The sequence below is a fragment of the Cellulomonas avistercoris genome, from assembly GCF_014836445.1.
Taxonomy (GTDB): Bacteria; Actinomycetota; Actinomycetes; order Actinomycetales; family Cellulomonadaceae; genus Cellulomonas; species Cellulomonas avistercoris.
Genome location: NZ_JACSQV010000006.1, coordinates 40,295 through 66,413 on the forward strand (window position 1 = coordinate 40,295; position 26,119 = coordinate 66,413).

The following is a 26,119-nucleotide window of genomic DNA, read 5'->3' on the forward strand; positions in this document are numbered from 1 at the left end:
TCCCGCGTCGTCAGGCGGCTGCGGGCTCCGCAGCGAGCCACGCGTCGACACCCGCGAGCAGCCGGGCCCGGGCGCCCGGGGACGCGGCGCTCGCGGTGATCGACGCCCGCGCGAGGTCCGCCAGCTCGGCGTCGGTGAACCCGTGGTGGTCGCGGGCGATGCGGTACTGGTCGACGAGGCGCGAGCGGAACAGCAGCGGGTCGTCCGCGCCGAGCGCGACGCGTGCGCCCGCGTCGACCAGCGTGCGCAGCGGCACGTCGCCCGGTGCGGCGTACACGCCCAGCGACACGTTGGAGGCGGGGCAGACCTCGAGGGGGACGTCGTCCTCGAGGACCCGGGCCAGGACGCGGGGGTCCTCGGCGCTGCGCACGCCGTGCCCGAGCCGGTCGGGCCGCAGGTGCTCCAGCACCTCCTCGACGTGCGCCGGCCCGAGCAGCTCGCCGCCGTGCGGGACGGACAGCAGGCCCGCCCGGTGGGCGATCGCGAACGCCCCCGCGAAGTCGGCGGTCGAGCCGCGCCGCTCGTCGTTGGACAGCCCGAACCCGACGACCTGCCCCGGGCCGTCGCCCGCGTGCTTCGCGGCGAGCCGCGCGAGCGTGCGCGCGTCCAGCGGGTGGCGCATGCGCGACGCGGCCACGACGACGCCGATCTCGACGCCCGTCGCCGCCTGCGCGGCACGCGCCTCGTCGAGCACGATCTCCAGCGCGGGCGTCAGACCCCCGACGAACGGTGCGTACGACGTCGGGTCGACCTGGATCTCGAGGCGGCCCGACCCCTCGGCGGCGTCGTCCGCGGCGGCCTCGGCCACGAGCCGGCGCATGTCCGCCTCGGAGCGCACGCACGCGCGCGCCGCGTCGTACATGCGCTGGAACCGGAACCACCCGCGCTCACCCGCGGGGACCATCAGCGGGTCGTCGTCGAGCAGGACCTGGGGGAGCCGGATGCCGTGGCGCTCGGCGAGCTCCGCGAGCGTCTCCACGCGCATCGAACCCGTGAAGTGCAGGTGCAGGTGCGCCTTGGGGAGCAGGTTCAGGTCACGCATCGCAGCCAGTCTGCCAGGCCGCGACCGGCGACCGCGCGGCGGGTCACGACGCGCTCGTCGTCACACCTGCGCGTCGACGAGCCGGTAGCCGACCCCGCGGATCGTGTCGAAGTGCTCCGCACCGAGCTTGCGCCGCAGGTACCGGACGTAGACGTCCACCACGTTGGAGCCGGGGTCGAAGTCGTAGCCCCACACCTCGGAGAGCAGCCGCTCACGCGTCAGCACGTCCCCGGGGTGCCGCATGAACGTCTCCGCGAGCGCGAACTCGCGCGCGGACAGGTCGACCTCGGTGTCGTCGACCCGCATGCGCCGCGTGCGCAGGTCGAGCTGCAGCCGGCCGTGCGCGAGCACGTTGCCACGGGCGGTCGCCGCGGGCTGGCTGCGCAGCCGCAGCCGCACACGCGCGAGCAGCTCCTCGAACCGGAACGGCTTGGCCATGTAGTCGTCGGCGCCCGACTCCAGGCCGGTGACGGTGTCGGTCACGGACGAGCGTGCGGTGAGCACGATGACCGGCAGCTCGTACCCCTCGGCGCGCAGGAAGCGCAGGACGTCGAAGCCGTCCATGTCGCCCAGGCCCAGGTCGAGCACGAGCAGGTCGATCCCGCCGGCCTCGACGTGCTCGAGCGCGGCCTCACCGGTCAGCACGGCGGTCGCCTCGTACCCGTGGACGCGCAGGCCCTTGGCGACGAAGGAGGCGATGCGCTCCTCGTCCTCGGCGATCAGGATGTGGGTCATCTGTGGGGCTCCACGAGCTCGAACGACTCGGCCTCGCCGTCGACGAGGCCGACGGCAGGCAGGTCGAGGACGAACCCGACGCCGGGGCCGGCGCCGGGAGGGGGGTGCTCGAGGAACACGCGTCCCCCGTGGGCGGCGGCGATGGCCGCGACGATCGGCAGGCCCAGGCCGGCGCCGTGCTGCACGCGGTCGGCCTGGCCGCGGTGGAAGCGCTCGAAGATCCGGGCCTCCTCCTCGCGGGGGACACCCGGCCCCTCGTCGCGGACCCACACCAGCACGCGGCCGTCCGCGACCTCGCTGCCCAGGCGCACGAGGGCGCCGGGCGCGGAGAAGCGCACGGCGTTCGCGAGCAGCTGCAACCACGCCTGCGTGATGCGCTGCGCGTCGAGCTCGACGACGACGTCGGCGCGCGCCACGACGACGAACCGGCGCTCGCCCAGCCCGCGGGCCTTCTCCAGCACGTCGTCCGTGAGGCGACCCACGTCCACGGGCGCGCGGCGCACGAAGTCGGGCCGGTCGACCGTGGCCAGGGTCACGAGGTCGTCGACGAGGCGCTGCATGCGGTCGAGCTCGTCAAGGGCGAGCGACTGCGTCGCGCGCACGTCGGTCTCGTCACCCGGGTCGAGCAGCTCGAGGTGGCCGCGCACGATCGTCAGCGGGGTCCGCAGCTCGTGCCCGACGTCGTCCAGCAGCTCGCGCTGCGACCCGAAGGCACGCTCGAGGCGCTCGAGCATCGAGTTCACGGACGCGGCCAGGTCGGCGAGGTCGTCCTTGCCGGTCACCTCGATCCGCTCGGACAGGTCCGACTCGGTCACGCGCCGCACGGTGTCGCGCAGCACCCGCACGGGTCGCAGCATCCGGCCCACGACGAACCACGCGACGAGCGACGTGACGACCAGTGCGGCGGCACCGACCGCGGAGTAGGTGAGGAAGATCCGCCACACGCCCGCGTTCTGCGCGGTGCGGTCGGACGCGACCACGAACATGCCGGCGACGTCCGGGTCGGCGTCGAGCCGCACCGGCACCGCGACCAGGCGGTACTCCGTGACGGACGTGCGCACGGTGCGCGGGAAGCCGGCGAGGGCGTCGTCCGCGGGCAGCGCCCGCAACCACGCCATGAGCTCCTCGTCGGTGTCGAGGCGGACGGCGCGCGTCTCGTCGGCCGGGCGCACGAAGAAGGTGCCGTCGAGGGTCGAGAGCACGCCCTCGTGCTCACCCGGCACGCGCGCCTCCACGGCCTTGAGCAGCAGCCGCTCGACGGACGACCACGGGACGCGCGAGCCGTCCGGCTGGGCCTCGCCCTCGACCTGCGCGGTGCGCAGCGCGCTGACGGCGCGCGTCAGCGAGTCGTCGATGCGCGCGTCCGTCGCGCGCAGCTGCAGCGCGAGGCCTGTCACGCCCGAGATCGTCATGGCGGCCGCGGTCAGCGCCACGACCGCGGTCATCAGCCGACCCCGGACGGTGACGCGCGACGTGGGCCGGCGGGCGGCCTCGGGGGGCACGACGAGGGCGTGCCCCGTCGTCGGCCCGTTCCGCATGGGGGACAGTATGGTCGCGCGTCCACCGCGGCAGTAGGCCCGTCCGAGCGCCGGTCGGGACCCGCTCGTCGGTCACGCGCCCGGCAGGATCCCCCGCGCGATCGCGACCGTCACGGCGTGCGTGCGGTCGTCGACCCCCAGCTTGGCGAACGCCCGCAGCAGGTGCGTCTTGACCGTGGCCTCCGTGATGAACAGCTCGCGGCCGATCGCGGCGTTCGACAGGCCGCGCGCGACCCCCGCGAGCACCTCGCGCTCGCGGGGCGTGAGCCGGTCGGCGTTGTCGCCGCGCACCTGCTGGACGAGCCGACGCGCGACCGACGGCGACAGCGCGGACTCGCCGCGCGCGGCGGCGCGCACGGCCGCGACCAGCTGCTCGCGCGGCGTGTCCTTCAGCAGGTAGCCGGTCGCGCCCGCCTCCACCGCCCGCAGGATGTCGGTGTCCGTCTCGTACGTCGTCAGGACCAGGACGTGCACGCCGGGGAGCTCGGCGACGATCCGGGCCGTGGCGGCCGCGCCGTCCGTGCCGGGCATCCGCAGGTCCATGAGGACGACGTCCGGCCGCAGCTCGTGCGCGCGGGCGACCGCCTGCTCGCCGTCGCCCGCCTCGCCGACGACCTCGAGGTCGGGCTCGAGGTCCAGCAGCGCGGCGATCCCCGAGCGCACGACGGGGTGGTCGTCGGCGACCACGACGCGCACGCTCACGACGACCCGGCCGGCACCTGCAGGCGCACGCGCGTGCCCCGGCCCGGCGCCGCCGTGACGTCGAGCGTGCCGCCGGCCGCGTCCGCCCGGGCACGCATGCCGCGCAGCCCGTTGCCCTCGGGGACGTCGGCGGCCAGGCCACGCCCGTCGTCGACGACCTCGAGGACGACCTCCGGGCCGACGCGCGCCAGCCGCAGCGTCACGTGCGTGGCGTCGGCGTGGCGGCGCACGTTGGCGAGCGCCTCCTGCGCAGCCCGCAGCAGCACCACCTGCGCCTCGGCGCCCGCGGTGTCACCGGCGTCGTCGACGACGTCGACCCGCAGGCCCGTCTCGGTGCCGAATCGCGCCGCGAGCCGCGCCAGCGCGTCGGCGAGCGTGCCGTCCTGCAGGTCGGGCGGGGCGAACGCCGCGACGAGCGCGCGCGCCTCCGCCAGGTTGTCGCGCGCGACGCCCTCGATGCTCTCGAGCCGGGCGGCCACACGGTCGTGGTGGTCGCGCGCGAGCTCGACCGACGCCGTCTGCGCGAGCATCACGACGGACGTGAAGCCCTGCGCCAGGGTGTCGTGGATCTCGGCCGCCAGGCGCTCGCGCTCCGCGACGACGCCCGCCGCGTGGTGCGACGCCGCGAGCGCGTCCTGCGCGGCGCTCAGCTCCTCGAGCAGGTACGCACGCTCCTCGCTCTGCTCGGCGATCTGCGTGATCCACAGCCCGAGGACCACCGCGAACATCAGGGCCGTGCCGAACTGCGCGGCGATCTCCGTGACCTCCTGGCCCGTCGCCCCGACGCGCAGCACCGCGGCCACCGTGATGGCCGCCGTCAGGGCGACCGCCCACACGACGCCGGCGACGCGCGTGCGCGCGAAGAACCAGATCTGCGTGTAGGCCAGGAAGAGGAGCACCGACCCGATGTCGCCGTTGGCGACCTGCACGACCACGACGACGACGAGCACCGCGAGGTAGCCGTCCGCGAGCCGCGCGCTCCCGCGCTGCGCGGCGCGCCGCCCGACCAGGACGTAGGCCAGCGCCAGCACCAGCATGGTCGAGACCGCCACGAGGGCGTCGGCGAACCCCGCGGCCTGGGTCAGCACCGCCACCAGGTACACCGCCGACATCCCGACGAAGACCAGGTCGTACATCACCAGCATGCGCAGCCAGAACCCGTGCCGGGTGACCGGCCCGGGGCCGGCCTGCGCGTCCGCGGTGCTCATGGGCGTGACTCTGCCACGGGCCGGGTCGTCCGCCGCGACGCGCGTCACCCGTCGTCCCGCCGGCGCCAGCGGAACGTCCGCACGCCCACGACCAGGCCGACGACGAGCCACGCGGCGAGCACCGCCACCGTCGCACCGTGCTGCCACGAGGCCGACGGCTCGATCGCGGCCATCTCGTCGGGCAGGAACACCGAGCGCATGCCCTGGGCCAGCCACTTGAGCGGGAAGACCGAGGCGACCTGCTGCATCCAGCTCGGGAGCTGGTCGAACTGGAAGAACACGCCGGAGACGAACTGCAGGACCAGCACCACCGGCACGACGACCGCGCTCGCGGACCGCCCGGTGCGCGGCACGGACGAGAACGCCACGCCGCACACCGCGCCGGCGGCCGTGCCGAGCACGAACACCCACGCGAACGTCCACCAGCGGCCCGGGTCCGTCGGCATCGGGACGTCGAAGACCAGGCTCGCGACCGCGAGCAGCAGCGCCGTCTGCACGAGCGCCGTGATCAGCACCTGCCCCGTCTTGCCCAGGAAGTACGCGGTCGCCGGCAGGGGCGTCGCGTGCAGGCGCTTGAGCGTGCCGTCGTCGCGCTCCGACGCGATCGACGTCGCGAGGTTCTGGAAGCTCGAGAGCATGACGCCGGTGGCGACCATCCCGGGCAGGAAGTACTGCGGGAAGTGCACCCCGGTGCCGGCCAGCAGCTCGTCCTCGGCGCCGAACACGGTCGCGAAGATCGCGAGCATGAGCACGGGGTAGGCGAACACGAACACGACCGCGTCGCGCTCGCGGAAGAAGCCGCGGACCTCGAAGACGGTGCGCGACCAGGCCAGGCGCGCCAGGCCGGGCAGCCGGGGGACGGCGTCGACGTCGGCGCGCGCCGCGACCGCGCCGCTCGGGGTGCCGGTGGTGGTCGTCATCGTGCCGCCTCCTCGTGGGCCGCGTCCGCGGTCCCGTCCTCACCGATGAGCCCGAGGTACACGTCCTCGAGCGTGGGTCGCAGCACCTGCAGTCCCGGGACCTCGCCGTCGGGGCGCCCCAGGCGTGACGCGAGCTGCGCCACGAGCGCGGTCGGGGCGTCGGTCGCCTCCTCGTGCGGGGCACCGTCGACGGTCCACCGCACGCGTGCGCGCCGCGCCTGCCGGCCGCCCAGCTCCGCCGGGGCGCCCTGCGCCACGACGCGTCCCCGCGCCACGACGACGACGCGGTCGGCGAGCCGCTCGGCCTCCTCGAGGTAGTGCGTCGTCAGCAGGATCGTCGTGCCCTCGTCGCGCAGCTGCTCGACCAGGTCCCAGAACTCGTGACGTGCCTGGGGGTCGAACCCGGTCGTCGGCTCGTCGAGGAACAGCAGCTCGGGGTCACCGACGACGCCGAGCGCGACGTCCAGCCGGCGCCGCTGACCGCCCGACAGCGCCCGGGTGCGCGTCGTGGCCTTGGCGCGCAGGCCCACCGCGTCGATGACCTGCTCGGGGTCCCGCGGCGAGGGGTAGAAGCCGGCCATGTGGTGCACGATCTCGCGGACCGTCACCTCGGCGAGGTCGTGGTTGTCCTGCAGCACCACGCCGATCCGGGAGCGCCAGGCGCGTCCGCCGCGCGCCGGGTCGGCACCCAGCACGCGCACGTGGCCCGCATCGGCCCGCCGGAACCCCTCGAGGGTCTCGACCGTCGTCGTCTTGCCCGCGCCGTTGGGGCCCAGGACCGCCACGATCTCGCCGTGCTCGACGCGCAGGTCCAGACCGTCGACCGCGCGCTTCTCGCCGTAGCGCTTGTGCAGGCCCTCGACCAGGACGGCCGGGGCGTTCGTCGTCGTCATGCTCCCAGCCTCCCGCCACGGCTCGCCGTGGCGCGAGGACCGCGCGGTCGGTGCCGGGGTCCACCGATCGGTGGACCCCGGGGGTCAGCCGTGGGCGTCAGGCGCGCGGGGTCGCCTCGGCCAGCAGCGACTGGATGCGGCCGACGCCCTCCGCGAGGTCGTCGTCGCCCAGGGCGTACGACAGCCGCAGGTAGCCGCTGGGCCCGAACGCCTCGCCGGGCACGACCGCGACCTCGACCTCGTCCAGGATCAGCGACGCGAGCTCGGCCGACGTCGTGGGGGTGACGCCGCGGATCGTGCGGCCCAGGACGCCCTCGACCGACGGGTAGGCGTAGAACGCGCCCTGCGGCGCGGGGCACCGCACGCCGTCGATCTGCTCGAGCATGCCGACCATGGTGCGGCGGCGGCGGTCGAACGCCGTGCGCATCGTCTCGACGGCGGACAGGTCGCCCGTCAGGGCGGCCACGGCCGCGCGCTGCGAGACGTTGGCGACGTTGGACGTCAGGTGCGACTGCAGGTTGGTCGCGGCCTTGATGACGTCGGAGGGCGCGATCATCCAGCCGACGCGCCAGCCCGTCATGGCGTACGTCTTCGCGACGCCGTTGAGCACGATCGTGGTGTCGGCGAGCTCGGGGACGACGCGCACGATCGGCGTGAACACGGCGTCGTCGTAGGTCAGGTGCTCGTAGATCTCGTCCGTGATGACCCAGATGCCGTGCTCCAGCGCCCAGCGGCCGATCTCCTCGGTCTGCTCGGGGGAGTAGACCGCGCCCGTCGGGTTGGACGGCGAGTTGAACAGCAGCGCCTTGGTGCGGGGCGTGCGCGCGGCCTCGAGCTGCTCGACCGTGACCAGGTAGCCCTGGTCGACGCCCGCGAACACCTCGACGGGCTCGGCACCCGTCAGGCGGATCGCCTCGGGGTACGTCGTCCAGTACGGCGCGGGCAGCAGGACCTCGTCGCCCGGGTCCAGGATCGCGGCGAACGCCTGGAAGACGGCCTGCTTGCCGCCGTTCGTCACGAGCACGTCCGCGGGACGCACCTCGTAGCCCGAGTCGCGCAGCGTCTTGGCGGCGATGGCCTCGCGCAGCACCGGCAGGCCGGCCGCGGGGGAGTAGCGGTGGTTGACCGGGTCGTGCGCGGCGCGCACCGCGGCCTCCACGACGTAGTCCGGCGTGGGGAAGTCGGGCTCGCCGGCGCCGAAGCCGATCACCGGCCGGCCCGCCGCCTTGAGCGCCTTGGCCTTCGCGTCGACCGCGAGGGTCGCGGACTCCGCGATCGCGGCGACCCGGGCGGAGACCCGGGCGCGGGTGGACGTCGTCGTCGGTGCGCTGTGGTCGGTCACGCGGACATCCTCGCAGAGCGGCCCGGGTCCGCGGCCACGGGATATCACGACGTGGTACGAGACCCCTCGCGCGAGCGGTTCGACCGTACGGCCCCGCGTCGCGTACAGTGGTCCACCGGCGGTTGACGTCCGCCATGATGAAGCACGCCTTCAGGCCGAGCCCGAGATGTTCGGGGTCGTTCGGAGGGTGGTCGCGGAGTCGTGGCGCACCAGGCCGCCGTAGGGCAGTGGCGCAATTGGTAGCGCAGCGGTCTCCAAAACCGCAGGTTGCAGGTTCGAGTCCTGTCTGCCCTGCGCACGCGACCGGCTCGGCCTCGGGACTCCCGAGGCCCGGGTCGGTGTCGTGAGCAGGACCGCCGGCCGGTCCGGCGCGTCGCGTCGGCCGGTCCGTCCGTCCTCGACAGCGGCACCCGTCCCCGGGCGTCGCACCGACGACCAGACAGGGGCCAGACGTGAGCGATACCGCTGCCGCCGCGGCGTCCGACGCCGAGGGCTCGGCTGCCAGCAGGAGCGAGCACGCGCCGCGTCGCGGCGAGGAGAAGCGCGGGCTGTTCGCGCGCATCGCGCTCTTCGTGCGCCAGGTCGTCGCCGAGCTCAAGAAGGTCGTCCGGCCCACCCGCCAGGAGCTGGTCACCTACACCAGCGTCGTCCTCGTGTTCGTCACGGTCGTCATGCTGTTCGTGACGCTGATCGACCTGGGCATCGGGAAGCTGACGTTCTGGGTCTTCGGGTGACGTACGCCGGCTGACGCCGACGCTCGCCCCACCCGCGTGGCCCCCGGCCGCGCACGCACCGGCCGCGCGCCGGTCCACAACGGAGAAAGCAGGTTGCACGTGTCGCAGGAGTCGCAGGAGCCCACGTCGGGCGCCGAGGCCGAGCTCGCGGACGCCCTCGCGTCCGTCGAGGCCGTCGAGGCGAGCGCGGGTGACGAGCTCGCCGACACGGTCGCCGACGACGTCGCCGTCGAGGACGAGGCCGCCGTCGAGGACGACGACACCGCGGACGACGTCGCCGCCGAGGACGACGCCGCAGCCGAGGACGACGCCGAGGCCGACGCAGGGGACGACGAGATCGACCCCGACGAGGACCCGGTCGCCGCGTTCAAGGCCCAGCTGCGCCGCGTGCCCGGTGACTGGTTCGTCATCCACTCCTACGCGGGGTACGAGAACCGCGTGAAGGCGAACCTCGAGTCGCGCACGCAGAGCCTCAACATGGAGGACTACATCCACCAGGTGGAGGTCCCCATGGAGGAGGTCGTCGAGATCAAGAACGCGCAGCGCAAGGTCGTCAAGCGCGTGCGGATCCCCGGCTACGTCCTCGTCCGCATGGACCTCACCGACGAGTCGTGGGGTGCCGTGCGCCACACGCCGGGCGTCACCGGGTTCGTCGGCCACACGCACCAGCCCGTGCCGCTCACGCTCGACGAGGTCTTCTCGATGCTGGCCCCCGCGATCGAGGCGAAGACCCCCGCGCAGCAGGCCGCCAAGGCGTCGAGCAAGCCGGTCGAGGTCGACTTCACGGTCGGCGAGTCGGTCACCGTCACCGACGGCGGGCCGTTCGACACGCTGCCGGCCACGATCTCCGAGATCAACCCCGAGAACCAGAAGCTCAAGGTCCTCGTCTCGCTCTTCGGCCGGGAGACCCCGGTCGAGCTGTCCTTCAGCCAGGTCTCCAAGATCTGACCTGCTGATCCCCGCCCCGCGGGGTACTGCAACCGGGTCATCGCCCACGGCGTCGGCCCACGACACGAACGGAAGGCATCATGCCCCCCAAGAAGAAGGTCACCGGGCTGATCAAGCTCCAGATCAACGCCGGTGCCGCGACCCCCGCGCCGCCGATCGGCCCCGCCCTGGGCCAGCACGGCGTCAACATCATGGAGTTCTGCAAGGCGTACAACGCGGCGACCGAGTCGCAGCGCGGCAACGTCATCCCCGTCGAGATCACGGTGTACGAGGACCGCTCGTTCACCTTCATCACGAAGACGCCGCCGGCCGCCGAGCTCATCAAGAAGGCCGCGGGCGTGGCCAAGGGCTCGCCGACGCCGCACACCGTCAAGGTCGGCACGCTGTCGGCCGACCAGGTGCGCGAGATCGCCAGCACCAAGCTCGAGGACCTCAACGCGAACGACCTGGCCTCGGCCGAGAAGATCATCGCCGGCACCGCCCGGTCGATGGGCATCAAGGTCGAGGGCTGAGCGTCCGCTCCCTCATGAAGGACGTGTCGGCGAGCGCGACCTGCGCTCGCCGACAGGTGGCAGGGCCCGTGTGCGGCCCGGATGACCACGACTGCTGACACAAGGAGAAACAGGCAGATGCCCAAGCACAGCAAGGCGTACCGCGCCGCGGCCGAGAAGCTCGAGGCGGACCGGATCTACACGCCGCTCGAGGCCGTGCGCCTCGCCAAGGAGACGTCGACGACCAAGTACGACGCCACCGTCGAGGTCGCGTTCCGCCTCGGTGTCGACCCCCGCAAGGCCGACCAGATGGTCCGCGGCACGGTCAACCTGCCGCACGGCACGGGCAAGACCGCCCGCGTCATCGTGTTCGCGAACGGTGAGCGTGCCGAGCAGGCCCGCGCCGCCGGCGCCGACGAGGTCGGCGGCGACGACCTCATCGCCAAGGTCGCGGACGGCTGGACCGACTTCGACGCCGCCGTCGCGACGCCGGACCTCATGGGCAAGGTCGGTCGACTGGGCAAGGTGCTGGGCCCGCGCGGCCTCATGCCGAACCCGAAGACGGGCACCGTGACGATGGACGTGGCCAAGGCCGTGGCCGACATCAAGGGCGGCAAGATCGAATTCCGTGTCGACCGGCACGCGAACCTGCACTTCATCATCGGCAAGACCTCCTTCTCGGAGACCCAGCTGGTGGAGAACTACGCCGCCGCGCTGGACGAGATCCTGCGTCTGAAGCCCGCGTCGTCGAAGGGTCGCTACATCGCCAAGGCGACGCTGTCGACCACGAACGGCCCCGGCATCCCGCTGGACCAGAGCAAGACCCGCAACCTCACGGAGGACGAGGCAGCCTGACGGTCGCCTCCCCACCGCGACGACCGCCTGGCACCCGCGAGGGTGCCGGGCCGTCGTGCGTCACGCGCCGGTCGCACGTGCGCGCCGCCCGGGAGCCCGTCCGCCGACGCGACAGGGCCCGGTCCCCCCTGCGGACCGGGCCCTGCGCACCGCCTCGGGGGTCCCGTGACGGTCAGCCCCTCACCAGGGCAGCCATGCGGTGACGCACGTGCCGTCCGCCGTCTCGCAGACCAGCCGCACGGGCCCCTCGGGGCTGGCGGCGAGGCGGAAGTAGCCCACCTCGTCGGTGTCGACGCCCACGACGTCGCCGTCGGGCCGGCGCAGCACGACGCGGCCGGGCCGCGCGGGGATGAGCTGGCCCTCGATGCCGCTGTCGGTCACCTCGACCTCGACCCCGACACCCTCACCCTCGAACACCAGGGTGCGCGACGGCTGGCCGCTGCGGTCACGGACGCCCGCGAGCTCGTCCCCCGTGCGCGAGTCGTGGACCAGGGAGAGCAGCAGCAGGTCCGTCGCGAGCTCGTCGCGCAGCGCGAGCATGCCGCGGTGGGCGTGGAACGCCGACGACGCCGCGGCGGTGACCCGGCGCAGCACGTCCTCCTCCGTGACCGCCTGGACGAGGTCCGCGGCGAGCGCGTCGTCGTCCTCCCACGCGTTCGCGGGGCGTGGCTGCGGGAGGCTCACGTCATCCGAGTGCCAGGACATCGTGGCCTCCTTCGCCGAGCACGGCGCCGGACGGCGTCGCGAGGTAGGTGCGGATGGCCTCCGTCTGACGGAGCCGGGCCAGCCCGCGCTGCCGGGTGGGGCCGATGGACCCCACGGGGATGCCCAGCCGTGCGGACACCTCCTGGTAGCTCGGGGCCGGGTCGGTCGACAGCAGGAGGAGCAGCTCCCGCTGGTGCGCGGGCAGCTCGGCCAGCGCGGCCCGCAGCGCCGCGTGCCGCTCGCCGCGCAGCAGCTCGTCGTCGAGCTCGGCGTCGTCCTGGGCGTCGAGACGCCCGGTCGTCGGGTCGACGGGGATCGAGCGTCGCGCGAGGTTCGACATGCGGATGCACTCGTGGCGGGTCGCGGTGGAGATCCACCCCGGCAGCGCCTCGGGCTCCCGCAGGTCGCCCAGGTGCTCCAGGAGGTTGAGCCACACCGTCTGCGCGACGTCCTCCGCCTGCTGCGGCGTGAGCCGGAACTGCCGGACCCGGGACATCACGAGGTTGGTGTGGCGCCGCACGATCTCCGACCACGACCCCTCGTCGCCCGTGAGCGCGCCCGCCACGAGCTGGGTCGCGGTGCGCTCGCCGTACGGTCTGCCCAGCTGTTCTCGGCTGCTCACGGCACGGCTCCTTCGCCTGTCGGGTTCGTCCCGAAGGCCATCATGACGCTCGACGAGGCAGGTGCCCAGCACGTCAGGCTCCTGGGAGGATCTGCAGGGCCCTGCCGAAGCCGGCGACGGGCTTGCCTGCGGCCAGCAGCGCCTGGACGGCCTGCGTCGCGGACAGGGAGTGCTCGGTCATCGCGCGTGCGATCGCGCCCGACACCTGCGGTGCGGCGAACGACGTCCCGGTCCATCGTGCCCAGGGGTCGGCGGTGAACGTCTGCGGGTCCGCCGCGAGGTCGGGCGACTGCGCGCCGGCGACATAGGTCGAGACGATCCCCTCGCCGACGGCGGAGACGTCGATCCAGTGTCCTCGGCTCGACCACGTGCTCGGACGCAGCCCCGCGGTCAGACCCCCGACCGACACGACCCGGCCGAACGCGGCGGGCCAGACCGGCGAGGTGGTGCCGCCGTTGCCGCCGGCGGCCACGACCACCGTCTCCCAGCCCCGCGCCATCTCGATCTCGCGCACCACGTCGAACGCGGCCGCGAGCGCCAGCGGTGCCTCGTCGCGGTGCGTCTCGGTGCCCAGCGACAGGTTCACGATCTGGGCGTTCTCCCGGACGGCCCGGATGAGCGCGCACGCCACGTCGACGTCGGTGGCGGTCCCGCTGGTCGTCAGGACCCGGTGCACCGTGATCTCGGCCCCGGGCGCGACCTGGGCGACGATGCCCGCCACGAACGTCCCGTGGCCGGCGGACACGTCGAGGTAGCCGTCGGCGGGGTCGGCGTCGAGGTGGTCGATGTTCGACCCGGTCGCCGCGCCGTCGGGCACGCGCGCCACGCCGGAGAGCCAGCCGTCCCTGCGGGGTGCCTCCACGATCCCGGTGTCGATGACGGCCACGCGGACGCCGCGCCCGAACGACGGGTCGACCGGGCCGTAGTCCGCGAACGTCGCGAGGCCCGGCGCCGGGACCCCGGCGCACCCCTTCATGACGGGCGACAGGGGCGTGACGTAGCTGAACGACACCGCGTGGCCCTGCGCCCGGAGATCATCGACGAACCGCGTGAGGCGGGCCTGCGAGTCCTCGCCGTCCGCGCGGAGCCGCACGACGCGGTCCTCGAGGTCCGTGCACCCGACGTCGACCCGCGTCAGCCCGTCGCGCGCCGCCTCGTCCGCGACGTCCGGCCACGAGCTCATGCTGACGAGGACCTCGCCACCGACGATGAGCGCCTTCTCGTCCTCCTGCGCCCCCCGCACCACGTCGACCCGGCGCTCGCCCCGGAGCCACCGGCCGCGCACGCGCTCCCGGATCACGTCGCCCCGACCACGCACACCGGCGTCGTCCGAGTGCCGGGCGAGCTCGGCCGCCTGCCGCGCGACCGCACGCCGGACGGCGGGGTCTGCCGCGAGACCGACCGCGGCGGGTGCGTAGTCGCGCCCGAACGGCCGCCCGAGCGATGGGGGATCTGTCCGGTACACGCTCATGTGTCCTCCTGGGTCCGGTTCGCGAAGCCTACGATCAGCGGATGGCCACGTCGCAGTCCGCGCCCGGCGCGAAGGCGCATGACCTGGCTCTCGGCAGGGAGGAGACCCGGGACGAGCTCCTGATACACCTGTGGGGCGTCGTCGACGCCCATGAGGCGGACCCGGCCAACGTCGAGGCGCGATCCCGGTCGGCGCTGGAGCGCGCGCGCCGCTCGCGGGACGTCGAGCTCCGGGTCCTCGCGCTGCGCGCGCTCGCGTGGGTCCACCGGGTGCGTCGGGAGACCGACGTCGCGCGCGCACTCCTGGACGAGGCGGTCCGGCTCGCCCGCCGTCACCGGCTGGCGGAGGTCGAGGGCGCGGTCAGGGTGAGCCGCGCGTACGTGCGGCAGGAGCTCGGTGACCTCGCGGGCGCCCGCCGCGACCTCGACCGCGCGCTGCGTGAGCCCGCATCCGGGGTGCGCGCACCCGACCACGCCAGGGCCGTCGGCCGTGCGCTGCTGGCCCGTAGCGTCCTGGACCACAACGCCGGTCGGCTCGTGGACGCGGAGCGGGGTTACCGGTCGGTGCTCGACGGTCCGGACCTGCAGGTGGGGACGGCCGTCGTCGCGGGCAACAACCTCGCGATGGTCCTCGCGGAGCGCGCGGCCTACGCCGACGCGCTGCGTGCGGTCGAGCTGGCCGTGCGGCTCGCGCAGGACGCCGGCCCGGCCATGCTGGCGCCGGCGCTCCAGACCCGCGCCTGGATCAAGGTGCGTGCGGGGCGGCTGAGCTCCGGGATGCGCGACTTCGAGCGCGCGTCGGGCGTCTACTCGGAGGCGGGCATCCCGCTCGGCGAGTACTTCACCGAGTACGCGGACGCCATGACGGACCTGCGTCTGCTGCCCGAGGCGGTGGCCGCTGCCGGGCGCGCCGAGGACGAGTTCGAACGTCTCGGGCTGCCGCTGCTGGCACTCGAGGCCGGCCTGCGGCGCGCGCGCGTCCTGCTGCTGTCGGGCGACTTCGACGGCGCGGCCCGCGCGGGTGCGGGACTTCGCCGCGCGGCGCAGCAGCAGCGCCGTGACCGCTGGCGCGACCGGGCAACGCTGGTCGAGGTGGAGGCCGCCCTCCTCGGCGGCACGGGTGACCGCGACCAGGCGAACGAGGTACGCAGGGTCGCGTCGCGGCTGGTCCGCGCAGGGGACCTGTCGGCCGCGGTCGACGCGCACGTGCTCGCCGGCCGGCTGGCCGAGGCGCGTGGCGACGTCGAGCATGCGCTGGGGTCCTACGCCGAGGGGGCTCGGCTGGCCGTCGACGGTGCCGTGCCCGTACGCGTCAAGGGTCGCATCGCGGCGGCCCGGGCCGCACTGCTCCGGAGCGACGCCGAGGGTGCCGTCCGGCAGTGCGACGCAGGCCTCCGCGACCTCGCGGTGCACCGGGACAGCCTGCCCACCGTGGAGCTGCGCGCGCTGGCGTCCGGCCACGGGGCGGAGCTCGGTTCGATCGGTCTGGGTGTGCTGCACCGGTCGAGCACCCCGGGCCGCGTGCTCGCCTGGATGGAACGTACGCGCGCGCTGGCGCTGGCGGGCACGTTGCCCGTGCTGCCTGCCTCAGAGGTGGAGGCGGCACCCGTGACGGTCGACGGGCAGCGGGTGGTGGCGTCGGACTGGCGCGAGATCACGCCGGGAGCGCGCACGCGGGCGACACGGTGGAGCCTGGCCCGTCTGCGGGAGGACCTCGACGGCCGGGTGCTCGTGGAGCTGGGCGGGCGTGATGGTCGGCTCCTCGCGGTGGTGGTCGACGGAACACGCTCGCGCATCATCGAGCTGGGGCCCGAGCAGGACGTGGCCGACCACCTGCGGGCGCTGGTCTTCGCGCTGCGGCGCATGGCGAACCCCCGTGGGGCCGCGGCCGCAGCCGCCGCGCGCGCGAGTGCGGAGGTGCGGCTCGCGGCGTTGTCGCGCGCGCTCGTCTCGCCGCTGGGAGTGGGCGCGGACGACGAGCTGGTGGTCGTCCCCGTCGGGGTGCTGCACGGCGTCCCGTGGTCGGCGCTGCACGCGGGGCCGGTGAGTCTGGCCCCGTCCGCGTCCCTGTGGCGACGGACGGCGCAGTGGGCTCGCGACGACAGGACGGGCCAGGTCCTGGTCGCAGGTCCCGACCTCGTCGGCGCGCGCGAGGAGATCGACGCCCTCCGGCGGACGTACCCCGAGGCCCAGGTGCTCGGCGCCCAGGAGGCCACCGCCGACGCCGTCGTCCGCGCACTGCGGGCCGCCGACATCGCGCACCTCGCGTGCCACGGGTCGTTGCGTGCGGACAGCCCGATGTTCTCCTCCGTCTCCCTGGCCGACGGTCGGCTCACGGTGCAGGAGCTGCACGCGGCCGGTGCCGCGCCGCGCCGGCTCGTCCTCGCCTCGTGCCACTCCGGGGCCGACGTGGCGTTCGCGGGGGACGAGGTGCTCGGTTTCGTGAGCAGCCTGCTGTCGCGCGGGACGGCGGGGGTCGTCGCGTCGATCGCCGCCGTGCCGGACGTCGAGGTGGTCGACCTCATGCTCGCGCTGCACCGGCGGCTCGCGGCGGGCCAGACCATGGCCCGCGCGCTGCACGGCGCGCGCGCAGAGATCGACCGCGAGACCCCCGCGGGCTTCGTCAACTGGTGCACGTTCAGCGCGCACGGTGCGGCGTGACGTTCGGCGGCGAGCGCGTCCCGCGCCCGGTCGCGTCGCCGAGATTTGGAGGCACCCCGGGGTGTGTCGTAGTCTGGGCGCGCCCAAGACCGCCGGTCGTCGGTCCGCTCGTCGGACCGGCCGAAGCTCCGCATGACGCGGGGGCCTGCGCAGGTGAGAGTTCGTCGCACGTGATCGTGCTGCCCGTGGCCCCGGCCCGGGTGGTGGTCCTTGTCCGAGCCCCGCGCCTGCGCGGGGCTCTTGTCGTTCCTGCGTCGTGACGGAAGACGCCCGGTGGCACCACCATCGGAAGGAATGCCATGGCGAGGCCGGACAAGGCTGCCGCTGTCGCGGAGCTGACGGAGCGCTTCCGCGGCTCGAACGCGGCCGTGCTGACCGAGTACCGCGGGCTCACCGTCGCGCAGCTCAAGACCCTGCGCAAGGCGCTCAGCGGCAACGCGAACTACGCCGTGGTGAAGAACACGCTGACCGCGATCGCGGCCAAGGAAGCCGGCCTCGAGGGCCTCGACGACGTGCTCGAGGGCCCGTCGGCGATCGCCTTCGTCACCGGTGACCCGGTCGAGGCGGCCAAGGGACTGCGTGACTTCGCCAAGGCGAACCCTGCACTGGTCATCAAGGCGGGCGTCGTCGACGGCCGCCCCGTGACCGCTGCGGACATCACCAAGCTCGCGGACCTCGAGTCCCGTGAGGTCCTGCTGGCCAAGGCGGCCGGCGCGATGAAGGCCAAGCTCTACCAGGCCGCGTACCTGTTCACGGCTCCTGCCTCGCAGGCCGTGCGCACCGTCGAGGCCCTGCGCGTCAAGCGCGAGGAGTCCGACGCCGCAGCCTGAGCCCGACGCTCCGGCCGCACGATCACGTAGCAACCCCAGCACCTCCCGCCGTCCGACCATCGGCCGGCGGGTCCGAACGGAAGGAAACGCCACCATGGCGAAGCTCACCACCGACGAGCTCATCGGCGCGTTCAAGGACCTCACGCTCATCGAGCTGCACGAGTTCGTGAAGGCGTTCGAGGAGACCTTCGAGGTCACCGCTGCTGCTCCGGTCGCCGCCGCGGCCCCCGCCGGCGCCGGTGGCGGCGCCGAGGCCGAGGCCGAGGAGGAGAAGGACTCGTTCGACGTCGTCCTCGAGGCCGCCGGTGACAAGAAGATCCAGGTCATCAAGGAGGTGCGCACGCTCACGAGCCTCGGTCTGAAGGAGGCCAAGGACCTCGTCGACGGCGCGCCGAAGCCGGTCCTGGAGGGTGTCAACAAGGAGACGGCCGAGAAGGCCAAGGCTGCCCTCGAGGGCGCCGGCGCGACGATCACCCTCAAGTGATCCGGGCCCGGTCGGTGGCCTGACGCGAGTCGGGCGCCCGCCGGGACCAGCCACGCACGACGAAGCCCGCACCCCCTCGGGGAGTGCGGGCTTCGTCGTGGTCGGGGCCGGCAGCGACCCGGTGTGGGGGGCGCTGCGTTTCCCCCGCGGCGCAGCGTGTGCCACCATGTCACGCGGCGACGACGAGGTCGCCGGTACGGGCGGTGTGGCCCGTAGGACCCTTCCCGTGGGCTGACTTGACGGAGCCTACGAAGGTGCGTACGCTAGCGCTTTGCGCTGGCCTGTGCCCGCGATCTCAGATATCCCGACTCCGGTTCCGACGTACGTGCGCGTCGAACCTCGTGTCGTGGCCGGGGATTGCGCCTCGCCAGGCGGCGCAGCGTGCCACGATCCGCAGGGAAGGACCCCTCTTGGCTGCCTCGCGCATCCCTTCTGCACCGTCCGCCGACGCCATCGCGAACCGCACCGCATCCCGTCGCATCTCCTTCGCCAAGATCCATGAGCCGCTCGAGGTCCCCGATCTGCTCGGCCTGCAGACGGAGAGCTTCGACTGGCTGCTCGGCAACGAGCGCTGGCAGGCCCGCGTGGCCGCCGCGCTCGAGGTCGGTCGCAACGACGTGCCGGAGACCGCGGGCCTCGAGGAGATCTTCGAGGAGATCTCCCCGATCGAGGACTTCGGCGGGACCATGTCGCTCTCGTTCCGCGAGCACCGCTTCGAGCCGCCGAAGTACACGGCCGAGGAGTGCAAGGAGAAGGACTTCACCTTCGCCGCGCCGCTGTTCGTGACGGCGGAGTTCGTCAACTACACCACCGGCGAGATCAAGTCGCAGACCGTCTTCATGGGTGACTTCCCCCTGATGACCGAGCGCGGCACCTTCATCATCAACGGCACCGAGCGCGTCGTCGTCTCGCAGCTCGTCCGCTCCCCGGGCGTGTACTTCGAGCGCACCGCCGACAAGACGTCCGACAAGGACGTCCTGACGGCCAAGGTCATCCCGAGCCGTGGTGCGTGGCTCGAGTTCGAGATCGACAAGCGCGACAACGTCGGCGTGCGCGTCGACCGCAAGCGCAAGCAGAACGCCACGGTGCTGCTCAAGGCGCTCGGCATGACCGAGAGCGAGATCCGCGAGGAGTTCGCCGAGTACCCCGCGGTCATCGACACCCTCGAGAAGGACCACGTCCAGACGCAGGACGAGGCGCTGCTCGACCTCTACCGCAAGATCCGCCCGGGCGAGCCGCCGACCGTCGAGGCCGGCCGCGCGCTGCTCGAGAACTTCTACTTCAACCCCAAGCGCTACGACCTCGCGAAGGTCGGCCGCTACAAGGTGAACAAGAAGCTCGGCCAGGACGCGCCGCTGTCCGACTCGGTGCTCACGCTCTCGGACGTCGTCGCGACGATCAAGTACCTCGCGGCCCTCCACATCGACAAGCCCACGCTGCCCGGCACGCGCGGCGGCGAGTCGATCGAGATCCGCGTCGAGCCCGACGACATCGACCACTTCGGCAACCGTCGTATCCGCGCGGTCGGCGAGCTCATCCAGAACCAGGTCCGCACGGGCCTGTCGCGGATGGAGCGCGTCGTGCGCGAGCGCATGACGACGCAGGACGTCGAGGCGATCACGCCGCAGACCCTCATCAACATCCGCCCCGTCGTGGCCTCCATCAAGGAGTTCTTCGGGACGAGCCAGCTGTCGCAGTTCATGGACCAGAACAACCCGCTCGCGGGCCTGACGCACAAGCGGCGTCTGTCGGCCCTCGGCCCCGGTGGTCTGTCCCGCGACCGCGCCGGCATGGAGGTCCGTGACGTCCACACCTCGCACTACGGCCGCATGTGCCCGATCGAGACCCCTGAGGGCCCGAACATCGGCCTCATCGGCTCGCTCGCGACCTACGGGCGCATCAACCCGTTCGGGTTCGTCGAGACGCCGTACCGCCGCGTCAAGGACGGGAAGGTGTCCGACGAGGTCGACTACCTGACCGCCGACGACGAGGACCGGCACATCATCGCCCAGGCGAACGCGCCGCTGACGGCCGACGGCTCGTTCGTCGAGGACGCCATCCTCGTGCGCACCAAGGGCGGCGAGCCCGACCTGGTGCCGCCGTCGAGCGTCGACTACATGGACGTCTCGCCGCGCCAGATGGTCTCGGTCGCGACCGCGCTCATCCCGTTCCTCGAGCACGACGACGCCAACCGCGCCCTCATGGGTGCCAACATGCAGCGCCAGGCCGTGCCGCTGGTCCGCTCCGAGGCCCCGCTGGTCGGTACCGGCATGGAGCGTCGTGCGGCCGTCGACGCGGGCGACGTGGTCGTGGCCACCAAGCCCGGCGTGGTCACCGAGGTGTCCGCCGACCTGGTCGTGGTCGCCAACGACGACGCGACGACGTCGACGTACCGCATCGCCAAGTTCCGCCGCTCCAACCAGGGCACCTGCTACAACCAGCGCGTGCTGGTCGAGCACGGCGCGCGCGTCGAGCCCGGCTCGGTGCTGGCCGACGGCCCGGCGACGGACGAGGGCGAGCTCGCGCTCGGCCGCAACCTGCTGGTCGCCTTCATGTCGTGGGAGGGCCACAACTACGAGGACGCGATCATCCTGTCGCAGCGCCTCGTGCAGGACGACGTGCTCTCCTCGATCCACATCGAGGAGCACGAGGTCGACGCGCGCGACACCAAGCTCGGCCCCGAGGAGATCACGCGGGACATCCCGAACGTCTCCGAGGAGGTCCTGGGCGACCTCGACGAGCGCGGGATCATCCGCATCGGTGCCGAGGTCGGCGCGGGCGACATCCTCGTCGGCAAGGTCACGCCCAAGGGCGAGACCGAGCTGACCCCGGAGGAGCGCCTCCTGCGCGCGATCTTCGGCGAGAAGGCCCGCGAGGTCCGCGACACGTCGCTCAAGGTGCCCCACGGCGAGTCCGGCACGGTCATCGAGGTGCGCACGTTCAGCCGCGACGACGGCGACGAGCTCCCCGCCGGCGTCAACGAGCTGGTCCGCGTGTACATCGCGCAGCGCCGCAAGATCACGGACGGCGACAAGCTCGCCGGCCGTCACGGCAACAAGGGCGTCATCTCGAAGATCCTGCCGGTCGAGGACATGCCGTTCCTCGAGGACGGCACGGCCGTCGACGTCGTCCTCAACCCGCTCGGCGTGCCCGGCCGCATGAACGTCGGCCAGGTGCTCGAGACGCACCTCGGCTGGGTGGCCAAGCAGGGCTGGGACATCAAGCTGGCCGAGGGCGAGGCCGTCTGGCGCGAGGGCGTCCCCGACGCCGTCGCCAGCTCCACGCCCGGCAACCCGGTCGCCACCCCCGTGTTCGACGGCGTGCCGGAGCAGACCCTCACCGGTCTGCTCGGCTCGACGCTGCCGAACCGCGACGGCGAGCGGATGGTCAAGGGCGACGGCAAGGCGCGGCTGTTCGACGGCCGCTCCGGCGAGCCGTTCCCGGAGCCCGTGTCGGTCGGCTACATGTACATCCTCAAGCTGCACCACCTCGTGGACGACAAGATCCACGCTCGCTCGACCGGCCCCTACTCGATGATCACGCAGCAGCCGCTGGGTGGTAAGGCGCAGTTCGGTGGCCAGCGGTTCGGCGAGATGGAGGTGTGGGCACTCGAGGCGTACGGCGCCGCCTACACGCTGCAGGAGCTGCTCACCATCAAGTCGGACGACGTCCCGGGCCGCGTGAAGGTCTACGAGGCGATCGTCAAGGGCGAGAACATCCCGGACTCCGGTATCCCCGAGTCGTTCAAGGTCCTGCTCAAGGAGATGCAGTCCCTCTGCCTGAACGTCGAGGTGCTGTCCTCCGACGGTGTCTCGATCGACATGAAGGAGAACGACGACGAGGTCTACCGCGCCGCGGAAGAGCTCGGCATCGACCTGTCGCGGCGCCCGAACGCCAGCAGCGTCGAAGAGATCTGACGTCGAGCCCCGGTCCGGCTGCACACCACCCGTGATGCCGGACCGGGCGCCCGCACCCCTCAGCACGATTTCCGTTCCGCTGGTTCTCGAAACCGGCAAGCGAAGGAAGTAGGACCCCCTTGCTCGACGTCAACGTCTTCGACGAGCTGCGCATCGGCCTGGCCACGGCCGACGACATCCGTGCCTGGTCGCACGGCGAGGTGAAGAAGCCCGAGACCATCAACTACCGCACCCTCAAGCCGGAGAAGGACGGGCTCTTCTGCGAGAAGATCTTCGGCCCCACCCGGGACTGGGAGTGCTACTGCGGCAAGTACAAGCGCGTGCGCTTCAAGGGCATCATCTGCGAGCGCTGCGGCGTCGAGGTGACGCGCTCGAAGGTCCGCCGTGAGCGCATGGGCCACATCGAGCTGGCCGCCCCCGTCACGCACATCTGGTTCTTCAAGGGTGTGCCGTCGCGGCTGGGCTACCTGCTCGACCTGGCGCCCAAGGACCTGGAGAAGGTCATCTACTTCGCGGCCTACATGATCACGTGGGTCGACGTGGACGGCCGCCAGGAGGACCTCCCCAACCTCCAGAACGAGATCGACCTGGAGAAGAAGGAGATCTCGGACCGCCGCGACAACGACATCAACACCCGCGCCCAGAAGCTCGAGGCCGACCTGGCCGAGCTCGAGGCCGAGGGTGCCAAGGCCGACGCGCGCCGCAAGGTCCGCGACTCCGCCGAGCGCGAGATGGCGCAGATCCGCAAGCGTGCGGATGCCGAGCTCGACCGCCTCGAGCAGGTCTGGGACCGGTTCAAGAACCTCAAGGTCGCCGACCTCGAGGGCGACGAGATGCTGTACCGCGCGCTGCAGGACCGCTACGGCAACTACTTCGAGGGCTCGATGGGCGCCGCGGCGATCCAGAAGCGCCTCGAGGCGTTCGACCTCGAGGCCGAGTCCGAGTCGCTGCGCGACACCATCAAGAACGGCAAGGGCCAGCGCAAGACGCGCGCGCTCAAGCGGCTCAAGGTGGTCAACGCGTTCCTCACGACGAACAACTCGCCGACGGGCATGGTCCTCGACGCGGTCCCGGTCATCCCGCCGGACCTGCGCCCGATGGTCCAGCTCGACGGTGGCCGCTTCGCCACCTCGGACCTGAACGACCTGTACCGCCGCGTCATCAACCGGAACAACCGCCTCAAGCGACTCCTGGACCTGGGCGCGCCGGAGATCATCGTCAACAACGAGAAGCGGATGCTCCAGGAGGCCGTGGACTCGCTGTTCGACAACGGCCGCCGCGGTCGTCCGGTGACGGGCCCCGGCAACCGTCCGCTGAAGTCGATCTCCGACATGCTCAAGGGCAAGCAGGGCCGGTTCCGCCAGAACCTGCTCGGCAAGCGCGTCGACTACTCGGGCCGTTCGGTCATCGTCGTCGGCCCGCAGCTCAAGCTGCACCAGTGCGGTCTGCCCAAGCAGATGGCGCTCGAGCTGTTCAAGCCGTTCGTGATGAAGCGCCTGGTGGACCTCAACCACGCGCAGAACATCAAGTCGGCCAAGCGCATGGTCGAGCGCGCGCGCCCGGTCGTGTGGGACGTGCTCGAGGAGGTCATCACCGAGCACCCGGTGCTGCTCAACCGTGCACCCACGCTGCACCGTCTGGGCATCCAGGCGTTCGAGCCCCAGCTGGTCGAGGGCAAGGCGATCCACCTGCACCCGCTCGTCTGCGCCGCGTTCAACGCGGACTTCGACGGTGACCAGATGGCCGTCCACCTGCCCCTGAGCGCCGAGGCGCAGGCCGAGGCCCGCATCCTCATGCTCTCGAGCAACAACATCCTCAAGCCGTCCGACGGCCGGCCCGTGACCATGCCCTCGCAGGACATGATCATCGGTCTGTTCCACCTGACCTCCGACAAGGAGGACCCGGAGGGCCAGGGCCGTGCGTTCAGCTCGGTGTCCGAGGCGATCATGGCGTTCGACCAGGGCTCGCTCGACCTCAACGCGGTCGTGAAGATCCGGTTCGACGACCTGGTGCTCTCCGAGGACCAGGCGCCCGAGGGCTGGGAGCCGGGGCAGACGCTCCTGTTCGAGACGACGCTGGGCCGTGCGCTCTTCAACGAGCTGCTGCCCGTCGACTACCCGTACGAGAACGGCGTCGTCGACAAGAAGCGCCTGTCGGTCATCGTCAACGACCTGGCCGAGCGGTACCCGAAGGTCGAGGTCGCCGCGTCGCTCGACGCCCTGAAGGAGGCCGGCTTCCGCTGGGCCACCCGCTCGGGCGTGACGATCGCGATCTCCGACGTGGCGACGCCTGCCGAGAAGCAGGACATCCTCGACGAGCACGAGGCACGCGCGGCGAAGGTGCAGGGCCAGTACGAGAAGGGCCTCATCACCGACGACGAGCGTCGTCAGGAGCTCATCGAGATCTGGACGAACGCCACCGACAAGGTCGCCAAGGCCATGCAGGCCAACTTCCCGCCCCGCAACACCGTGTTCCGCATGGTCGGCTCCGGTGCGCGAGGCAACTGGATGCAGGTCCGCCAGATCGCGGGCATGCGTGGCCTGGTCGCCAACCCGAAGGGCGAGATCATCCCTCGCCCGATCAAGGCGAACTACCGCGAGGGCCTGTCCGTCCTCGAGTACTTCATCGCGACGCACGGCGCCCGCAAGGGTCTGGCGGACACCGCTCTGCGGACCGCCGACTCGGGCTACCTCACGCGTCGTCTGGTGGACGTCTCGCAGGACGTCATCGTCCGTGAGGACGACTGCGGCACCGAGCGTGGCCTGACCATGCCGATCGGCGTGGCGGCGGCGGACGGCACGCTGCGGCGCCACGACAAGGTGGAGACGTCCGTGTACTCGCGGACGCTCGCCACCGACATCGAGGTGGAGGGCGAGGTCATCGGCCGCTCGGGCGACGACGTCGGCGACGTCCTGCTCGACCGGCTGCTGGAGACGGGTGTCACCGAGCTCAAGATCCGCTCGGTGCTCACCTGCGAGTCCCGCGTCGGCACGTGCGCCAAGTGCTACGGCCGCTCGCTGGCCACCGGCAAGCTCGTCGACATCGGCGAGGCGGTCGGCATCATCGCCGCCCAGTCGATCGGTGAGCCCGGCACGCAGCTGACGATGCGGACGTTCCACACCGGTGGTGTGGCCTCGGCGGACGACATCACGCAGGGTCTTCCCCGCGTCCAGGAGCTCTTCGAGGCCCGCACCCCCAAGGGTGAGGCGCACATCGCGGAGTTCTCGGGTCGGATCACGATCGAGGAGACGGACCGCGCGCGTGCGCTCGTCCTGACCCCGGACGACGGTTCCGAGGAGATCCGCTACGCCATCACCAAGCGGTCGCGCCTGCTGATCCAGGACGGCGACCACGTGTCGGTCGGTACCCAGCTCGTCGTGGGCGCCGTCGACCCGAAGAAGGTGCTGCGCATCCTCGGCCCGCGTGCCACGCAGAAGCACCTGGTGGACGAGGTCCAGGAGGTCTACCGCTCGCAGGGCGTGGACATCCACGACAAGCACATCGAGGTCATCGTGCGGCAGATGCTGCGGCGCGTGACGGTGCTCGACTCCGGCGAGACGGGCCTGCTGCCCGGCGAGCTGGCCGAGCGCGGTCGCTTCGAGGACTTCAACCGCAAGGCGGTCTCCGAGGGTGGTCAGCCGGCCTCGGGTCGTCCCGAGCTCATGGGCATCACGAAGGCGTCGCTCGCGACGGACTCGTGGCTCTCGGCGGCCTCCTTCCAGGAGACGACGAAGGTGCTCACCGAGGCCGCGATGTCGAGCCGTTCGGACCCGCTGCTGGGCCTGAAGGAGAACGTCATCCTCGGCAAGCTCATCCCCGCCGGCACCGGGCTGCCCCGGTACCGGAACGTGGCGGTGGAGGCGACCGAGGAGGCGAAGGCCGAGCTGTACCCGGCCTTCGGCTACGACGAGATCGACTTCCCGGCGCTCGGTCTGGGCACCGGCGAGGCGATCCCGCTCGAGGACATCGACTTCGGCGACTACCGCTGAGGTCGACCACCTCCCAGCACGACCCCGAGGGGC

At 72.4% G+C, this 26,119-nt stretch carries 20 protein-coding genes and 1 tRNA gene; 10 read left to right on the forward strand and 11 right to left on the reverse strand.

The window, feature by feature from the left end; translation table 11 throughout:
• Nucleotides 1-10: 10 nt before the first annotated feature.
• The 8 genes from H9657_RS08300 to H9657_RS08335 all read right to left on the reverse strand — a co-directional run bounded on the left by H9657_RS08300 (nucleotide 11) and on the right by H9657_RS08335 (nucleotide 8,380).
• On the reverse strand, nucleotides 11-1,042 hold the full coding sequence (locus tag H9657_RS08300) for an adenosine deaminase (protein ID WP_191782284.1): 1,032 nt from the start codon (nucleotides 1,040-1,042) through the stop codon (nucleotides 11-13).
• 60 nt (nucleotides 1,043-1,102) lie between these two features.
• Nucleotides 1,103-1,777, reverse strand: a complete 675-nt coding sequence (locus H9657_RS08305) for a response regulator transcription factor (protein WP_191782287.1) — start codon at nucleotides 1,775-1,777, stop codon at nucleotides 1,103-1,105.
• On the reverse strand, nucleotides 1,774-3,315 hold the full coding sequence (locus H9657_RS08310) for a sensor histidine kinase (RefSeq protein WP_191782289.1): 1,542 nt from the start codon (nucleotides 3,313-3,315) through the stop codon (nucleotides 1,774-1,776). Before H9657_RS08310 ends, H9657_RS08305 begins: the two co-directional genes overlap by 4 nt.
• A 72-nt stretch (nucleotides 3,316-3,387) precedes the next feature.
• Nucleotides 3,388-4,017: a response regulator gene (locus H9657_RS08315; protein WP_191782292.1), complete on the reverse strand. Its 630-nt coding sequence runs from the start codon at nucleotides 4,015-4,017 to the stop codon at nucleotides 3,388-3,390.
• The gene (locus H9657_RS08320; protein ID WP_191782294.1) at nucleotides 4,014-5,225 is read right to left on the reverse strand and encodes a sensor histidine kinase; all 1,212 of its coding nucleotides are present in this window, start codon (nucleotides 5,223-5,225) and stop codon (nucleotides 4,014-4,016) included. The genes H9657_RS08315 and H9657_RS08320 overlap by 4 nt, the downstream gene beginning before the upstream one ends.
• 44 nt (nucleotides 5,226-5,269) lie before the next feature.
• Complete coding sequence (locus tag H9657_RS08325) at nucleotides 5,270-6,145, reverse strand: ABC transporter permease (RefSeq protein WP_191782297.1); 876 nt, start codon at nucleotides 6,143-6,145, stop codon at nucleotides 5,270-5,272.
• A complete protein-coding gene (locus tag H9657_RS08330) occupies nucleotides 6,142-7,038 on the reverse strand; it encodes an ABC transporter ATP-binding protein (RefSeq protein ID WP_191782299.1) in 897 nt (298 codons plus the stop codon). Before H9657_RS08330 ends, H9657_RS08325 begins: the two co-directional genes overlap by 4 nt.
• A 97-nt stretch (nucleotides 7,039-7,135) precedes the next feature.
• The gene (locus H9657_RS08335) at nucleotides 7,136-8,380 is read right to left on the reverse strand and encodes a pyridoxal phosphate-dependent aminotransferase (protein ID WP_191782302.1); all 1,245 of its coding nucleotides are present in this window, start codon (nucleotides 8,378-8,380) and stop codon (nucleotides 7,136-7,138) included.
• A 221-nt stretch (nucleotides 8,381-8,601) separates the two neighbouring features.
• Between H9657_RS08335 and H9657_RS08340 the strand changes: the two genes are divergently transcribed.
• The 5 genes from H9657_RS08340 (at nucleotide 8,602) to rplA (ending at nucleotide 11,408) form a co-directional block, all read left to right on the forward strand.
• Nucleotides 8,602-8,674, forward strand: a tRNA-Trp gene (locus H9657_RS08340).
• Between the two features lie 158 nt (nucleotides 8,675-8,832).
• Complete coding sequence (gene secE, locus H9657_RS08345; RefSeq protein ID WP_191782304.1) at nucleotides 8,833-9,114, forward strand: preprotein translocase subunit SecE; 282 nt, start codon at nucleotides 8,833-8,835, stop codon at nucleotides 9,112-9,114.
• 99 nt (nucleotides 9,115-9,213) lie between these two features.
• Entirely contained in the window at nucleotides 9,214-10,062 is an 849-nt protein-coding gene (gene nusG, locus H9657_RS08350; RefSeq protein ID WP_191782307.1) for a transcription termination/antitermination protein NusG, read from the forward strand.
• An 80-nt stretch (nucleotides 10,063-10,142) separates the two neighbouring features.
• Complete coding sequence (gene rplK, locus H9657_RS08355; RefSeq protein ID WP_191782310.1) at nucleotides 10,143-10,574, forward strand: 50S ribosomal protein L11; 432 nt, start codon at nucleotides 10,143-10,145, stop codon at nucleotides 10,572-10,574.
• Nucleotides 10,575-10,691: 117 nt separating this feature from the next.
• Entirely contained in the window at nucleotides 10,692-11,408 is a 717-nt protein-coding gene (rplA, locus tag H9657_RS08360; protein ID WP_191782312.1) for a 50S ribosomal protein L1, read from the forward strand.
• 180 nt (nucleotides 11,409-11,588) lie between these two features.
• On the opposite strand, the gene H9657_RS08365 is transcribed toward rplA, so the two are convergent.
• The 3 genes from H9657_RS08365 to H9657_RS08375 all read right to left on the reverse strand — a co-directional run bounded on the left by H9657_RS08365 (nucleotide 11,589) and on the right by H9657_RS08375 (nucleotide 14,206).
• A complete protein-coding gene (locus tag H9657_RS08365; protein ID WP_191782315.1) occupies nucleotides 11,589-12,113 on the reverse strand; it encodes a hypothetical protein in 525 nt (174 codons plus the stop codon).
• Entirely contained in the window at nucleotides 12,094-12,735 is a 642-nt protein-coding gene (locus tag H9657_RS08370; RefSeq protein WP_191782318.1) for an RNA polymerase sigma factor, read from the reverse strand. Before H9657_RS08370 ends, H9657_RS08365 begins: the two co-directional genes overlap by 20 nt.
• A gap of 73 nt (nucleotides 12,736-12,808) precedes the next feature.
• Nucleotides 12,809-14,206 carry a S8 family peptidase gene (locus tag H9657_RS08375; protein ID WP_191782321.1) on the reverse strand — a complete coding sequence of 466 codons (1,398 nt, stop codon included), beginning with the start codon at nucleotides 14,204-14,206 and terminating at the stop codon, nucleotides 12,809-12,811.
• 41 nt (nucleotides 14,207-14,247) lie between these two features.
• Here H9657_RS08375 and H9657_RS08380 point away from each other — a divergent pair, with 41 nt between their 5' ends.
• From H9657_RS08380 to H9657_RS08400, 5 genes are all read left to right on the forward strand, one after another.
• On the forward strand, nucleotides 14,248-16,866 hold the full coding sequence (locus H9657_RS08380; RefSeq protein ID WP_191782323.1) for a CHAT domain-containing protein: 2,619 nt from the start codon (nucleotides 14,248-14,250) through the stop codon (nucleotides 16,864-16,866).
• A 299-nt stretch (nucleotides 16,867-17,165) separates the two neighbouring features.
• On the forward strand, nucleotides 17,166-17,696 hold the full coding sequence (gene rplJ, locus H9657_RS08385) for a 50S ribosomal protein L10 (RefSeq protein WP_191782327.1): 531 nt from the start codon (nucleotides 17,166-17,168) through the stop codon (nucleotides 17,694-17,696).
• A 94-nt stretch (nucleotides 17,697-17,790) separates the two neighbouring features.
• Nucleotides 17,791-18,180, forward strand: a complete 390-nt coding sequence (gene rplL / locus H9657_RS08390; protein WP_191782330.1) for a 50S ribosomal protein L7/L12 — start codon at nucleotides 17,791-17,793, stop codon at nucleotides 18,178-18,180.
• A gap of 410 nt (nucleotides 18,181-18,590) precedes the next feature.
• Nucleotides 18,591-22,097, forward strand: coding sequence for a DNA-directed RNA polymerase subunit beta (rpoB, locus tag H9657_RS08395; protein ID WP_191782332.1), 3,507 nt, complete (start codon nucleotides 18,591-18,593; stop codon nucleotides 22,095-22,097).
• Between the two features lie 119 nt (nucleotides 22,098-22,216).
• Entirely contained in the window at nucleotides 22,217-26,086 is a 3,870-nt protein-coding gene (locus H9657_RS08400) for a DNA-directed RNA polymerase subunit beta' (protein ID WP_191782335.1), read from the forward strand.
• The last annotated feature ends 33 nt before the right edge of the window (nucleotides 26,087-26,119 follow it).